Genomic DNA, 14,986 nt, shown 5'->3' on the forward strand with positions numbered 1-14,986 from the left:
TGGCTTTGCCATTTAATTTTTATAAAAGAATTTAAAAGGAGAAAAGAAAAATGAAAATAGCATTAGGATGCGATCACGGTGGATTCCCTCTTAAAAAGGAAATAATTAAATATCTTGAATCTAACGGTTTTGAATATATCGATTATGGATGCTACGATGAAAATTCTGTAGACTATCCGGTTTTTGCGAAGAAAGTCGCTGATGCGGTTTTAGCAAAAGAATGTGACTATGGGATGCTTTTCTGCGGTACAGGAATAGGCATATCTATTGCGGCAAACAAGATCCACGGCATAAGATGCGGGCTTTGCAGCGATGTATATTCAGCTAAAAAGACAAAAGAGCATAACGACGCCAACATTCTTGCGATGGGCGCAAGAGTAATAGGGCCAGGGCTGGCTGTTGAGATAGCCGATGCGTTTTTAAAGACGGATTACTCAAAGCTTGAAAAACATCAAAGAAGGTTGGATTTAATCACACAGATAGAAAACGAACAGTAAAGCGGGGAGGTAAAAATGGGAACAGTATTTGTAATGGATCATCCGTTAATCCAGCATAAGATTTCTTTATTAAGAGATAAAAGCACCGGAACAAAGGATTTCCGCGAAATGGTAGAGGAAATCGCCATGCTTATGGCATATGAAGTCACAAGAGACATGCCGCTAAGGGAAGTGGAAATAGAGACTCCGGTCGCAGTTGCGAGGACAAAGGTAATATCAGGCAAGGCCATAGCAATCGTTCCTATTTTGCGTGCAGGTCTTGGTATGGTCAATGGGATTTTAAAGTTGGTTCCATCTGCCAGAGTCGGCCACATCGGCTTATACAGAAATCCTGAAACGCTATCTCCTGTTGAATATTACTGTAAGCTCCCAAATGACATAGATACGAGGGACGTAATAATATTAGACCCGATGCTGGCTACAGGAGGGTCTGCTGTCAGCGCTATTGACTTAATTAAAAAATACGGGGCAAAGAATATCAAGCTCATGTGCATGATAGCTGCACCGGAGGGCATAGAAGCCGTCCGCAAAAATCACGAAGATGTAAACATATATATCGGTGCAGTTGACAAACAGCTAAATGACCACGGATATATAGTCCCAGGCCTTGGCGATGCGGGAGACAGGCTTTTTGGCACTAAGTAAAAGTTTTTTAAAGTACATATTAAGTTAACAAAAGGCGGCAACTCCGCCTTTTGTTAACTTAAATCTTAACATTTTATTGATTGACTTAAATTAAAGTTAATGGTATGATTCAAGGGGCTAGAAGCCCGTATTATTTTTCTTAAGGAAGTGATTTTATGCCAGGATTAGTAGTGGCTGGAGCGCAATGGGGAGACGAAGGAAAAGGCAGATTTGTAGATTACCTTGCTTCTAGCGCGGATATGGTAATAAGATTTCAGGGAGGAAACAACGCAGGGCATACTGTTGTTTCGGACAATAAGGAGTATAAGCTGCATCTTATACCATCTGGCATTTTATATGAAAATAAACCTTGTCTTATTGGGAACGGGGTCGTTATAGACCCAAAATCTCTTTTTGAAGAGATAGATTCCCTTAATGAAAGAGGAATTAAGACAGATAATTTATTTGTGTCGCTTCGCGCGCATCTTGTTATGCCTTATCATATACTTTTAGACGGGCTGTCTGAAAAAAATCTTGGAAAAAGCGGAATAGGAACGACTCAAAAAGGTATAGGACCTTGCTACACAGATAAGATAGCAAGAAAAGGTATACGCATTTGTGACCTTATAAATGAAAAAGAGTTTGCTTCTTTGCTTAAAAAGAATATAGATGAAAAGAATCAGCAGATAGTGTCAGTCTATAAAGAAAAGCCGCTTGACTTTGATGAGATATATGAAGAGTATTCAAAATATGCTTCAAGGCTTAAAAAGATGGCGGTAGATACATCGTTAATGGCATATAAATATTTGGAAGGAAATAAAAAGCTGTTGTTTGAAGGCGCTCAGGGTATGCTTCTAGATATAGATTTTGGAACATATCCGTATGTTACATCCTCGCATCCTACGACCGGCGGCGTATACTCGGGCATAGGGCTTGGGCCAAAAGCGATAAGCGAAGTTGTAGGTGTTGTAAAATCCTATACGACCAGAGTTGGCAAAGGACCATTTACGACTGAGCTGTTTGGCGGAATAGGTGATGTAATACGTGAAAAAGGCCATGAATATGGAACTACTACCGGCAGGCCAAGAAGATGCGGCTGGCTGGATCTTGTTATAATAAATTACAGCAAGAGAGTTAACGGGTTGACTTCTATTGCACTTAGCAGAATGGATACGCTTGGCGGTATAGGCGACGTTAAGGTATGTACAGCATATGATATAGATGGAACCATAACAAAAGATTACCCGGCTACAGTGGTAGAAATTGAGAAGGCAAAGCCTATTTACGAAACTTTTGCCGGTTGGGATGAAAATCTTTCTAACATAAGAGAATATAAAGACCTCCCCAAAGAAGCAAGGCGCTATATCGAGTTTATAGAGGAGTATACCGGTATTCCCGTTGATATGATCGGCGTTGGCCCGGGGCGGGAAGAGTGTATTGTTAGAAAGGCGTATTTTAAATAAGTTTATAAGTTTGCCGTGCTAGGCGGGGAGTTAGCGGTGCCCTGTACCCGCAATCCGCTACAGCGGGGCTTAATTCTCGGTCTAGGTATTTCTATTGCGGTGCTGCCCTTTTTGGCGGCGTTGATAGATGGGCTTCGTGCAATATGCATCTGTGAACCCTGTCAGGTCCTGACGGAAGCAGCAGTAAGCAGAATCGTATATGTGCCGCGGATTTACCTGTTTGGAGCTTTATAAAAAGGTAACGATCGTGATGGCGGTATCGAAACCGAGTGCACGGCTTAATTTTAAAAATAAATTTAGCATGCTTTTTGTATGAAAATATCGAAAAAAGGCATGCTTTTTTGTATTTTTTGGTTAAAATCATTAAAATTTCACTTAAATTGCAAAAAAAATTCAAAAAGTTATTGCATTATTGGAAAAAATGTTCTATATTTATTACAAAGATGTTACAAAATCATTAAACTAGATGTAGGTTTTATAAGTTCTGGTTCTAAGGAAAGAAGGTTAATTATAACGGCATTTTAAGGGTATATGCCGGCACAGTATTTAGAGATATTTTAATTTAGATAGTAACAGTGAGTGGTAAATTTATTAGAAAGGTTTTTTGCAGTATTATGAGATCAATGTTTAAAAAGACGGTATTATTTACAGTGTCGGTTTTAATGTGTCTTATTCTTACCATGAATTCGGCGCTAGCAGTAGAGAGATATGAGGTTTTGATGAAGGGCGACAAAGACAACTGGGTAACCGAACTTCAAGAAGAACTTTATAAACGGGGATATTTAAAACAAAATCCTACTGGATATTACGGTACAAATACTCAGGATGCAGTAATACAGTTTCAGAAAGACAATGGACTGGCAGTAGATGGAAAAGCCGGGCCCGAAACAAGGAAGTCTTTGCTTGGAAGCAACTATACTACCATAAGCTCGGACAGGCTTACTACAGGAGAAAAAACCGAAGCAGAAGTTTATTATCCTGGGGACAGGGCAGATTATATAAAAGTTATACAGCAGAAGCTAAAAGATCTTGAATATTATACATATTCAAATATAACCGGGTATTTTGGGCCCATAACAGAAGATGCGGTCCGCCGTTTCCAAAGTGTAAATAATTTAACGGTTGACGGAATAGTCGGTAAAGAGACTTTAAGTATGCTGGAATCGGGGAACGCAAAGTATTTTGTATTGTATCCCGGAGACAAAGGGGACTTGGTTGTAGAACTGCAGAAAAGGTTAAAGGAATTAAATTATTTTTCCGGAAACGCTACCGGATACTTTGGAAATGTAACAGAAGCAGCGCTTAAGGCTTTTCAAAAGGCAAACAATCTAACAGCTGACGGTAAGCTGGGTAAAAACACGAGGGCTGTACTATATGGTTCTTCAGCAATAGCCGCTACAGGCACAAGCGACAGCGATAGCAGTGGTGATGACACAACTACGACTACTACGCAGACGAAAGTAGAAAAAATGATAGCATTTGCGAAGGAACAGCTTGGCAAACCGTATAAATATAGTACTGAAGGGCCGTCTTCCTTCGATTGTTCAGGCCTCATTTATTACGTACTTCGCGAAATGGGAGTTAAAGTTTCAAGATTATCTGCACTGGGGTATTCTAATTTAAGCAGCTTTTCAAAGGTAACCAAGATGAGCTCACTTCAGCCGGGTGACCTGGTATTTTTCAGATCGAGCAGCAGCTCGAATGTTAATCATACGGGCATATATATAGGCTCTAATAAAATGATACACGCATCTTCTTCAAATAAACAAGTTGTAATAGGCGATATTTCAAGCAGTTATTACCAAACATACTTTGTCTGTGGGAGAAGGGTTTTTTAAAAAAACAAAATTAAAAGCCGTCTTTTAAGGGCGGCTTTTAATTTTGGCATTTTAAATTTAATGTATTCATGTTAAAATTTTTAAAAAGTTGCTTAAAATATAACAGAGGATATTATGAATGAAATTTTAGAAGGAAACGAACGTATTGACGATTTAGAATATAAGGGGCTTAAAATAATCCAAAATCCGGATATGTTTTGCTTTGGCACGGATGCAGTTATACTTTCGTGGTTTACAACTCTAAAGAAGTGGGACAAAGTTGTGGATTTTTGTACAGGGACCGGTATCATACCCATCCTTTTAAGCGGTAAAGACACAGCAAAGTATATTACAGGTATTGAGATCCAGCCTTATATGGCACAAATGGCTTTAAGGAGCGTAAAATTAAACGGCCTTGATGAAACAATAAGTATAATAAACGGGGACATAATGCATGCAGATGATATAATAAAAGAAAGTGTCGATGTAGTTACAGTCAATCCACCGTATGAAAAAGCTAATAGCGGGATAGAGCCAAAAGAGGATTGTCATTCGGTCGCCAGATTTGAGAAAAAGTGTACTTTATTCGGGATAATAGATAATGCGGCAAAGATTTTAAAGCCAAAAGGCAGGCTTTATATGATACACAGATCTGCCAGATTATCTGAAGTTTTTGTTATTTTAAACAAGGCCGGGATAGAAGCTAAAAGGTTACAATTCGTCCAGTCTAGAGAAGGAAAAGCTCCCAGCCATTTTTTAGTAGAAGGCGTTAAAGGAGCGTCAGCTGGCATAATAGTTAAGCCTAATTTAATCGTTTACAAAGAGGATGGGGAATATACTGACACGCTTAAGCAAATTTACCATCTTATCTAAGGAGGATATATTGTGGAAAGAGGCAGGCTTTATATAGTTTCAACGCCTATTGGCAATTTAGGCGATATCACAGCAAGGGCAATTGAAACGCTAAAAAGCGTTGATATAATAGCAGCAGAAGATACGAGGCAGACTGCTAAACTTAAAAATGCGTTTAACATAGGCACACCACAGATAAGCTTTCATGAACACAACGCAAAGAAAAAGGCAAAAAGTGTAGTAGATATGCTTTTATCGGGGAAGAACATAGCCATAGTATCTGATGCGGGGACTCCGCTAATTTCAGACCCCGGGAGCGAACTTATCAAAAGGGCAGTTGAGTCTGGAATAGACGTTATAACTATTCCGGGTGCATGCGCTTTGATTTCCGCACTGACTTTAAGTGCGTTTGATCTAAGAAGGTTTACATTTGAAGGTTTTATACCGCGCGAAGGGGCAGACAGAAAGCAGATATTAAGCGAAATCGCCAAACGTGAGTATACGACTGTTATATATGAAAGCCCGTTTAGGCTAAAAAAAACGCTTGCTGATTTAAGGAAAAATTGCGGTGGTGATAGGCCGGTTTGTATTGCGCGTGAACTTACAAAAGTACACGAAGAAGCATTGCGGGGAAGTATAGATTCAATTATAGGTGATATCGGTGAAAATGAAGTTAAGGGAGAGATAGTTATAGTTTTAGCTGGGATAAATAAAGTTGAGAAGGAAATAGACGATAGTATATTAATAGATTATGCTAAAGATTTAATGCAAAATGGTTTAACAAAAAGAGACGCTGTTTTAAAAACGGCATTATATTTTGGTGTAAGTAAGAATAGAGTTTATAAGCTCATATTACCTATTTAAATTATTAATTTCATTTAAACATTTCTTGCAGATTTTCTTATCCTTAAATGAGACCATATCATCAGCACTATTGCAGAACATGCATGTGGGCTGATATTTTTTTAAGATTATACTGTCTTCGCTTACAAATATCTCGACAGGATCTTTGATGTCGAGCCCCATTATTCTTCTTAATTCAATAGGAAGAACGATACGCCCAAGAGTATCAATTTTTCTTACGATACCAGTTGATTTCATATACTTTAAACCTCTAAATAACATTATTTAACTATTTATTATAAACAATATAAATTTTGTAAAGTAATGTCAATGAGAGAAAAGGATTATTTTCAAAAATTTAACACATTTATTTCATTGTTAAAGGTCTATTAAAATATTTATAACAATATATTTTTATATACTAAAAAAAATGGAGTATATAGTGATAAATTATCTTTGGGCGATAATAATAATCGCGTCTATTGCGAGCGCTATCTTTTCTGGTAATTTAGCTCTGCTAGCAAATGCAGCAATGGATGGAGCCAAAGATGCTGCATTGCTTTGCGTAAATTTAATAGGGGTGTATGCACTATGGATGGGCATATTAAACATTGCACAAAAATCCGGTCTGGTAAAAAAAATAGCAAAGTTGCTTGGGTTTATTATTAAGCCGCTTTTCAAGGACAAAAAAAGTGAAGAAGCAACCTCTATGATAACACTTAATTTATCTGCAAATGTACTTGGTATGGGTAATGCTGCTACCCCATATGGTATAAAGGCAATTGAGGAAATGCAAAAGAGCAGCAAGGATAAAAAAACGGCTACGGATGATATGTGTATGTTTCTTATTATAAACGCATCTTCTATACAGCTTTTGCCTTTAAGTGTAATTGCGCTAAGATCAGCTTCCGGGGCGCAAAACCCAGCAGACATAGTTCTAACAACGCTTTTGGCAACTACGGTTACTACATGCGTTGGGATATTATCTGCCAAGATTATGAAGAGATTTTGGAAGTCAAAAAGATGATGTACGTATCTTTGCTTTTCGTTCCGGCATTTATAGTAGGCGTAGTTACTTATGGCCTTTTAAATAAAACGCCGGTTTATGAGGCCTTTGTAGAAGGTGCGGCTGACGGCGTTAAAATGGCTATTAAAATAATACCGTATGTAGTTGCTTTTGTATTTGCAGTGTCTATGTTCAATGCAGCAGGCGGGTTTGAGTATTTAGCAGCAGTTTTATCCCCGGTGCTTTCCGTATTTAATATACCGCCGGAATTATTGCCTTTGGCAATAACCAGGCCATTTTCGGGCAATGCATCGTTTGGAATTTTAGCAAATATATTAAGCACGTACGGGGCGGATTCTATGGTGGGCAGGATGGCATCTACACTTATGGGCTCATCTGAAACGCTTTTTTATACTATCGCAGTTTATTTTGGCAATGCAGGCATTACCAAAACCAAGTATATAGTCCCAGCAGCATTAGCGGCAGAAGTTGCAGGTCTTATTTCGACGGTTATTATATGTTCAGTTGTATTTAAATAAAAGATCTCTTTAAAATACACCTTAATTTTTATGAGGTGTATTTTTATACTTTTCTAACTGGAGGAAAAAAGGTATAATCTATTTATATGAATTGCTTGGAGGAACTACATATGAAAAACGCATACGACGTTTTAATGGAGAGAGGCTTTATAAAGCAGGTAACCCATGAAGGGTTAAGAGAAATGCTTGCAAACAAGAAAATCGCTTTTTATATAGGGTTTGACCCAACTGCAGACAGTTTACATGTCGGGCACTATGTTCAGCTTATGGCTATGGCGCATATGCAGCGCGCAGGGCATACCCCTATAGCATTGGTCGGCGGAGGGACTGCAATGGTCGGTGATCCTAGCGGAAAAACGGACATGCGGCGTATGATGAATAAAGAAACTATAAAAAATAATTCTGAAAAATTTAAAAGGCAAATAGGGCGTTTTTTGGATTTTTCTTTGGACAGGGCATTAATGGTCGACAACGCCGACTGGCTTTTAAAATTAAACTACATAGAGTTTTTACGTGACATAGGGGTTAAATTTTCAGTAAATAAGATGCTGACGGCAGAATGCTTTAAGAGCCGCATGGAAAGAGGGCTTAACTTCCTTGAATTTAACTATATGCTTATGCAGGCATACGATTTTTTAGTGCTATATAAAGAATATGGATGCGTCCTTGAGCTTGGCGGCGACGACCAGTGGTCTAACATTTTAGCCGGGGCAGACCTTATACGCAGAAAAGAGCAGGGCGAAGCCTTTGGAATGACATTTAAACTGCTTTTAACCAGCGACGGAAGAAAGATGGGCAAAACGGAGAAGGGTGCAGTATGGCTTGATCCTGATAAAACTTCGCCTTATGAGTTTTACCAGTATTGGCGTAACGTAGATGATGCAGACGTTGAAAACTGCCTAATGCTTTTAACGTTCTTGCCTATTAAAGACATAAAGAAGATGTGCGCCGTTTCCGGAGAAGAGATAAACAAGGCAAAGGAAACTTTGGCGTTTGAAGTAACCAAGCAGGTTCATGGCGAAAAGGCTGCGGAGGATTCTAAAGAGGCGGCAAAGGCTTTGTTTAGCGGAGGGGCCAATAACGAAAATATGCCGACGACTACGATAACAAAGGCCGAGCTTGATAAAAACAGCAAGCTTATAGACTTAATGATATTGTGCTTAATTACGTCATCTAAAGGAGAAGGCAGAAGGCTTATATCCGGCGGAGGGGTAAGTATTAACGATAGAAAAATTAAAGATGAGTTTTATGAAGTGACAAATGAAGATATATCTTCTGGCTACATCATCATAAAAAAAGGCAAAAAAGTCTACCACAAATTGGTTGTTGAGGAATAAATGCGCTACGTTATAGGATGCGAAGCCGTTGCAGAACTAACTGTAAATAAATCCACGTTTTTAGGATACGTATTAAACGTAGAGAATGAAAGTGAAGCCCGCCAAAAAATAGAGCTTATCAAAAAAAAGCACTTTGATGCGCGGCATAACTGCTTTGCATATGTAATAGATGAAAATACCGTTCGGGCAAGCGACGACGGAGAACCACAGGGGACTGCAGGCATGCCCATTTTAGAGGTTATAAAGTCAAATGAACTAAATCACGTACTTATAGTCGTTACACGTTATTTTGGCGGTGTATTGCTAGGTACAGGAGGGCTCACGCGCGCCTACTCAAAATGTGCGGCTTTAGCTATTAACAAGGCAGGGAAAAAAGAAATAGTAAGCGCAAGTATTTTGGGCATAAGCTGTAAGTATCCACAATGGGCAAAGATAGAGGCTTATCTTAATAAAAATAGTGTAACAATTGGCGAAATCAAGTATTTAGATAATGTTAATGCGCTTATTTATATAACGGAAGATAAAGAAAATATATTAAAACATATTCTTGAAATAACCGCAGGCGAAGCTGAATTAAAGGAACGCGGGGAAACAGATATAATAAAATAGGGCATTGAAATAAGAAAGAAAAAGTTTTAAAATAATTAAATAGATGTTTTTATTTATATGTTTAAGGGAGAAAAAGGTTTATGAAACTAAATATTCAAAGAACTTCGAATCCGAAGCCCAAATATAAAGATGAATCTAAATTGGGGTTCGGACGTTTATTTACAGACCATATGCTTACTATGTATTACAGTATTGAAGATGGATGGTATGATTTGAAAATAAAGCCGTTTGAAGATTTTAAATTGTCGCCGGCATGTGCTGTTTTCCATTATGGGCAAGAGGCATTTGAGGGCATGAAAGCATATAAGAGGCCGGATAAAAGCATAGCGCTTTTCCGCCCGTGGGACAACATTAAGAGAATGAATTCCACTTGCGAAAGGATATGCGCGCCAAAACTTCCAGAAGATGCTGTTTTAGAGGCGCTTTATGAGCTTATCAGGTTAGATGCAGACTGGATACCTTCTTCTCCGGGGACATCGCTTTATATCCGACCGACTATAATAGCAACAGATCCGTTCCTTGGCGTTCATCCATCTCATACCTATATATTCTATATAATTTTATCGCCTGTTGGTGCATATTATGAAAACGGGCTGGCACCAACTAAAATATACATTGAAACGGAATATGTACGTTCGGTTAAAGGTGGAACGGGCTATGTTAAAACAGGAGGCAATTATGCCGCAAGTTTAGTAGCATCAGCCAGGGCAGAAGAAAAAGGATGCGACCAGGCACTGTGGCTGGATGCGAGAGAAAGAAAATATATAGAAGAAGTAGGTTCTATGAACATCTTCTTTAAAATTGGAGAAGAGATTGTTACGCCTAAGCTTACGGGGAGCATACTGCCCGGAATAACAAGGGATTCTGTAATTAAACTTGCAAATAAATTTGGGATGAAGGTTTCAGAACGTTTAATAAGTGTTGATGAGCTTAAAGATGCACACAAAAACGGTATGCTAAAAGAAGTCTTTGGAACTGGGACTGCTGCAGTTATAAGCCCTGTTGGGGAACTTATGATCGATGACGATACTCTTATTATAAACAACGGCAAAATGGGCGAGACCACATCGCTTATGTATGATACATTAACTGGAATACAAAACGGTACCGTTAAAGACGATTTTGGCTGGACTATAAAAGTACTATAATCAGAAGAAACAAGCTTAATAAAAATTCGTCTAATTATTAGCAGCCAAGATAGGAGGATTTATATTTTGAAAAAGGTTATTAGCATAGTTCTTACTATAACATTTATATTTATGACTATGTTTATGGGGGTTCCTGTAGCCAAGGCGATAACGGCTGGGGATTTAACTCTTAATGTAACAGCTAATCCAACGTCGCTTTCTGGGGAAGGCGATGTAACTTTTACTTTTAAAGTAACAAATAATACAAGCAGTACAGTAAATAATGTTAGCATTATCTATGATGGTGGTGAAATTGCAACTATAGCCAGCATCTCAGCTGGTGGAACTGAATCAACCAATAAAACGCTGACCATACCGGAAAGCAAACTCGGAACGTCACTTGTATTTACGGCAAAATGTGACTCTGTAAATGTCGACACTGATTCTGTTGTAATATCTAAAAAAACACTTAGCGCCGAGCTTACTGCAAAAGTCAGCGTTTCAAGGACAACTGCCGTTAAAAACAGCAGTATTGTTTTTACTATAACGCTTGAAAACACAGGCGAGGCTACGCTTTCAAATATAGAGGTATATTTGTCGCCATTAAACAGCAGCGCAAAGGTAGGTACAGTATCAAGCCTTGCTGCAGGAGCAAAAAGGACAGTGACCTATACTCATAAGCTTACGGAAGACGTTACAGTAACGCCTACGGTTAAATATACAGCTAATGGGACGACAGAAACCAAAACTTTACCTAACAAGACTCTTTCGATTTCCGATCCGGATATAGAGATGACAATAACTCCGGACAAGACAAGCGTAGAAGCCGGAGATGAAATTACATTTGATGTTGTGGTTAGAAATGTCGGTAATATTTCTTTTACAGATGTTACGATATACGATCATCAGCAGTCTAAAGTTTCGGCAAAATATTCTGCTATTGAGCCGAATGAAAGAATAGAAGCTACTACGAGTATACCGTTTGACAATGATACAACCCTTAATTTCACTGTTACTGCTAAAGATTCTACGGGTGTAGTGTATACATTTGAATCTAACACTGTAAGCATTGAGGTGTCTGGGGAGGATAAAGATGCGGCAGTTACCATGGGGGTCGCTACGGACACTACGGCATTGGAAGAGGCAGGTACAGTTACTTTTGAAATAACAGTTACCAACGACAGTGAAGACACTTTTCAAAATGCAGTGATTACTGAAGAGACAATAGGTGATGTCCATACTTTCACGACATTACCGCAGGGTACGAAATATACTGAAATAGAGTATGAAGTAACTGAAACCCAAACGTTTAATTTTGTGATGACGTTGACCGATGCTTCAGGGAAAGAGTATACCGTGACGGCAGATCCGCTGGAAGTTACTGTTGGCGCTACGGAAGAAAACCCTTTTGGTGATGCTTCGGATGTGAACTCGGCAGGAACTTTGGGTACGCTTTTAGTAGTTATAATAATACTTATAGTATTAATAGTTGGAGTTGGCACCACGCTATTTATCCTTATGTGGAAAGAAAAGAAGGCAAAGGCAGGCAAACTGGGTAAAGCAGGCAACGGGCCAAAAGCTGCAAAGCTTTCCAAGGGACCAAAACCGCCTAAGTTCAAAGGCAGAAACAACTTTTAGAAAAAGATAAAAAAGGCTTGCATTTGTGCAGGCCTTTTTAAATTAAAAATAAAATAAGAATATTATTGAAAACGCGTTTTGATGATGATATAATAACCATGCTATGCTTATAAGAGTATAAGTTCTTCTTTGCTCTTTTGGGAAAAAGAGCCATTAGTCCAAAAAGGAGGTGGAAGCGGTATGGCAAAATACGAATCTATGTATATTTTAAAACCAAATATGGAAGATGAGAAAAGAACGGATATTATAAACAAGTTTTCTTCTATAGTCGAAAATAATGGTGGAAAAGTAGAAAAAGTAGATGAGTGGGGCTTAAAAAAGCTTGCATACGCTATCAATTATATAACGGAAGGTTATTATGTATTGATGGATTTTGAAGCAGGCAGCGACGTCCCAGCCGAGCTTAATAGAAATTATAAGATTTCTGATGAAGTTCTTCGTTATATTGTTATTAACAAGGAAAATTAAAGAGGTGTATCAATGAATAAAGCTATTATTATTGGTAATCTTACAAGGGATCCTGAACTTAGAACAACTCCAAACGGAGTTTCTGTCTGCACTTTTACTGTAGCAGTACAGAGGACTTTTTCTAGGGATGCTGAAAAAAAAGCAGATTTTATACCAGTTGTTACATGGCGTGGCCTAGCAGACAACTGCGGTAAATATCTTGCAAAAGGCAGGCCTGTCGCAGTGTCGGGAAGTATACAGACAAGGTCTTATACCAATAGCAACGGAGAAAAGAGATATGCTACGGAAATAGTTGCCGAAGACGTACAGTTCTTAGGGAAGGCTCCGGGAAGCGCCGAAAAAGGCGATGGGGATGCTGATTCAGCCGGAACATTTAATGACAACATGAGCGATTTTACTCCGATTGATGATGAAGAGCTTCCTTTTTAAGTTAATTATTGAGGAGAAAATAAAATGAGTGAAGATAAACAACAAAACAGAGGCCGCCGTATTAGAAGGCCTAAGAAGAAAGTTTGCATATTTTGTACTGAAAATATTGAACATATCGATTACAAAGATACAGCAAAGTTGAGAAAGTTAATAACAGAGCGTGGCAAGATAATGCCAAGGCGCGCTTCTGGAACATGTGCAAAGCATCAGCGTCAGCTGGCTACAGCAATTAAACGTGCGAGGGTTATGGCTATGCTTCCGTATAGTGCTGACTGATATTTAATAAACTTTAAAGAGCCGTATTTAGCGGCTCTTGTTTTAGTATTGATAAAAGAAAGAGTTTTTGTTATAATACAAAAGCACTATAATAGGGTTTAAGGAGAAACGAAGTAAAAATCGTTTACATGAAAATTAGATTATGGTTGAAAAGATAGTAATAGAAGGCGGAATACCTTTAAAAGGCGAAGTTACAGTAAGCGGTGCTAAAAATGCAGCCGTAGCCATTATTCCGGCTACTATTTTATGTAGCGAGTCTTGTAAACTTGAGAACCTGCCTTATATCGAAGACGTAAGGCTGCTTAGCTACATGCTTGATAAAATAGGCGCGGACGTTACGTTAACGGAAGACGGCAAAATGCTTGTAGACACTTCGGGTGTTTCTACATATATAGCCGATTTCAAAGTTGTTAAGCGTATGCGTGCGTCTTATTATCTTTTAGGCGTTTTACTTGGCAAATTCGGAAAAGCGGAAATATTGCTGCCGGGCGGCTGTGCAATAGGTACCCGTCCTATAGACCAGCATATAAAGGGCATGAGGGCCCTTGGAGCCAATGTAGACGTTGAGTATGGCAGAATAATAGCAGAGGCGCCAAATGGCCTTAAGGGAGCAGAGATATTTTTAGATATTGTATCTGTAGGCGCAACTATAAATATTATGTTAGCGGCTGTATTAGCTGAAGGAAGGACTACGATAGTAAATGCGGCCAAAGAGCCCCATGTCGTAGACACAGCTAACTTTTTAAACTGTATGGGTGCCAGGATAACCGGCGCCGGTACAGACATAATAAAGATACGTGGTGTTAAACAGCTTCATGGGACTGAGTATTCAATAATACCAGACCAAATTGAAGCAGGTACGTTGATGATAGCCACAGCAGCTACACGTGGCGATGTAATTATAAAAAGTGTGATACCAACGCATATGGATGCACTTTCTGCTAAACTTCAGGAAATGGGAGTGGTCGTAGAAGAGGGAGATGATTATATCCATGTATCGGTTAAAGACATCTTGAAACACGTAGCGATAAAGACTATGCCATATCCGGGCTTTCCAACGGATTTACAGCAGCCCACGACTGTACTTTTAAGCACTGCCGACGGAACAAGTATAATTGTAGAAAATATCTTTGAATCAAGATTTAAGCATATAGAAGAAATTCGTAGGATGGGAGCTAATGTAAGCATAAATGGACAAGTAGCGATAGTAGAAGGTGTTTCACAGCTAACTGGCGCTCCAGTCAGGGCTACTGACCTGCGCGCAGGTGCTGCTCTTATAGTTGCCGGCCTTATGGCAGACGGCAAGACTGAAATCTCCAATACGAAGTATATAGACCGAGGATATGACAATATAGATAAAAAACTGATAAGCTTAGGCGCTAATATAAAGCGTTTATATTTTGAAGAAGAAGAAGAGGAAGACTTAATATAAGCCTTCCTCTTTTCATTTTATACTGATTT

General features: G+C 38.8%; 17 protein-coding genes and 1 other RNA gene. 17 read left to right on the forward strand and 1 reads right to left on the reverse strand.

The features are described 5' to 3' along the window. The first annotated feature begins 50 nt into the window (after positions 1-50). The 7 genes from rpiB to rsmI all read left to right on the forward strand — a co-directional run bounded on the left by rpiB (position 51) and on the right by rsmI (position 6,117). On the forward strand, positions 51-497 hold the full coding sequence (rpiB, locus tag R2876_06295) for a ribose 5-phosphate isomerase B (protein ID MEZ4358214.1): 447 nt from the start codon (positions 51-53) through the stop codon (positions 495-497). A gap of 15 nt (positions 498-512) precedes the next feature. Continuing rightward, positions 513-1,142: a uracil phosphoribosyltransferase gene (upp, locus tag R2876_06300; protein ID MEZ4358215.1), complete on the forward strand. Its 630-nt coding sequence runs from the start codon at positions 513-515 to the stop codon at positions 1,140-1,142. 155 nt (positions 1,143-1,297) lie between these two features. Further along, a complete protein-coding gene (locus R2876_06305; protein ID MEZ4358216.1) occupies positions 1,298-2,584 on the forward strand; it encodes an adenylosuccinate synthase in 1,287 nt (428 codons plus the stop codon). 13 nt (positions 2,585-2,597) lie between these two features. After that, positions 2,598-2,861, forward strand: an RNA gene (ffs, locus tag R2876_06310) — signal recognition particle sRNA large type. 337 nt (positions 2,862-3,198) lie between these two features. Continuing rightward, positions 3,199-4,422 carry a peptidoglycan-binding protein gene (locus tag R2876_06315; GenBank protein ID MEZ4358217.1) on the forward strand — a complete coding sequence of 408 codons (1,224 nt, stop codon included), beginning with the start codon at positions 3,199-3,201 and terminating at the stop codon, positions 4,420-4,422. Between the two features lie 114 nt (positions 4,423-4,536). Beyond that, positions 4,537-5,274, forward strand: coding sequence for a tRNA1(Val) (adenine(37)-N6)-methyltransferase (locus R2876_06320; GenBank protein MEZ4358218.1), 738 nt, complete (start codon positions 4,537-4,539; stop codon positions 5,272-5,274). A 12-nt stretch (positions 5,275-5,286) separates the two neighbouring features. Beyond that, positions 5,287-6,117: a 16S rRNA (cytidine(1402)-2'-O)-methyltransferase gene (rsmI, locus tag R2876_06325; GenBank protein ID MEZ4358219.1), complete on the forward strand. Its 831-nt coding sequence runs from the start codon at positions 5,287-5,289 to the stop codon at positions 6,115-6,117. On the opposite strand, the gene R2876_06330 is transcribed toward rsmI, so the two are convergent. Continuing rightward, complete coding sequence (locus tag R2876_06330) at positions 6,106-6,354, reverse strand: AbrB/MazE/SpoVT family DNA-binding domain-containing protein (GenBank protein MEZ4358220.1); 249 nt, start codon at positions 6,352-6,354, stop codon at positions 6,106-6,108. The genes rsmI and R2876_06330 overlap by 12 nt on opposite strands. A gap of 172 nt (positions 6,355-6,526) precedes the next feature. Between R2876_06330 and R2876_06335 the strand changes: the two genes are divergently transcribed. The 10 genes from R2876_06335 (at position 6,527) to R2876_06380 (ending at position 14,957) form a co-directional block, all read left to right on the forward strand. Further along, the gene (locus tag R2876_06335) at positions 6,527-7,123 is read left to right on the forward strand and encodes a nucleoside recognition domain-containing protein (GenBank protein ID MEZ4358221.1); all 597 of its coding nucleotides are present in this window, start codon (positions 6,527-6,529) and stop codon (positions 7,121-7,123) included. Beyond that, on the forward strand, positions 7,120-7,641 hold the full coding sequence (locus tag R2876_06340; GenBank protein MEZ4358222.1) for a spore maturation protein: 522 nt from the start codon (positions 7,120-7,122) through the stop codon (positions 7,639-7,641). Before R2876_06335 ends, R2876_06340 begins: the two co-directional genes overlap by 4 nt. A 110-nt stretch (positions 7,642-7,751) precedes the next feature. Continuing rightward, positions 7,752-8,978: a tyrosine--tRNA ligase gene (gene tyrS / locus R2876_06345; GenBank protein ID MEZ4358223.1), complete on the forward strand. Its 1,227-nt coding sequence runs from the start codon at positions 7,752-7,754 to the stop codon at positions 8,976-8,978. Next, the gene (locus tag R2876_06350; GenBank protein ID MEZ4358224.1) at positions 8,979-9,587 is read left to right on the forward strand and encodes a YigZ family protein; all 609 of its coding nucleotides are present in this window, start codon (positions 8,979-8,981) and stop codon (positions 9,585-9,587) included. A gap of 80 nt (positions 9,588-9,667) precedes the next feature. Further along, entirely contained in the window at positions 9,668-10,735 is a 1,068-nt protein-coding gene (locus tag R2876_06355; GenBank protein MEZ4358225.1) for a branched-chain amino acid aminotransferase, read from the forward strand. Between the two features lie 66 nt (positions 10,736-10,801). Beyond that, on the forward strand, positions 10,802-12,352 hold the full coding sequence (locus R2876_06360; protein ID MEZ4358226.1) for a CARDB domain-containing protein: 1,551 nt from the start codon (positions 10,802-10,804) through the stop codon (positions 12,350-12,352). Positions 12,353-12,532: 180 nt separating this feature from the next. Beyond that, positions 12,533-12,820, forward strand: coding sequence for a 30S ribosomal protein S6 (rpsF, locus tag R2876_06365; protein ID MEZ4358227.1), 288 nt, complete (start codon positions 12,533-12,535; stop codon positions 12,818-12,820). A 12-nt stretch (positions 12,821-12,832) separates the two neighbouring features. Next, positions 12,833-13,249 carry a single-stranded DNA-binding protein gene (locus R2876_06370; protein ID MEZ4358228.1) on the forward strand — a complete coding sequence of 139 codons (417 nt, stop codon included), beginning with the start codon at positions 12,833-12,835 and terminating at the stop codon, positions 13,247-13,249. A gap of 24 nt (positions 13,250-13,273) precedes the next feature. Beyond that, positions 13,274-13,525 carry a 30S ribosomal protein S18 gene (rpsR, locus tag R2876_06375; protein MEZ4358229.1) on the forward strand — a complete coding sequence of 84 codons (252 nt, stop codon included), beginning with the start codon at positions 13,274-13,276 and terminating at the stop codon, positions 13,523-13,525. Positions 13,526-13,667: 142 nt separating this feature from the next. Beyond that, a complete protein-coding gene (locus R2876_06380) occupies positions 13,668-14,957 on the forward strand; it encodes a UDP-N-acetylglucosamine 1-carboxyvinyltransferase (protein MEZ4358230.1) in 1,290 nt (429 codons plus the stop codon). Positions 14,958-14,986: the final 29 nt, after the last annotated feature.

This window comes from Eubacteriales bacterium (assembly GCA_041390245.1).
GTDB lineage: Bacteria > Bacillota > Clostridia > Christensenellales > JAWKQI01 > JAWKQI01.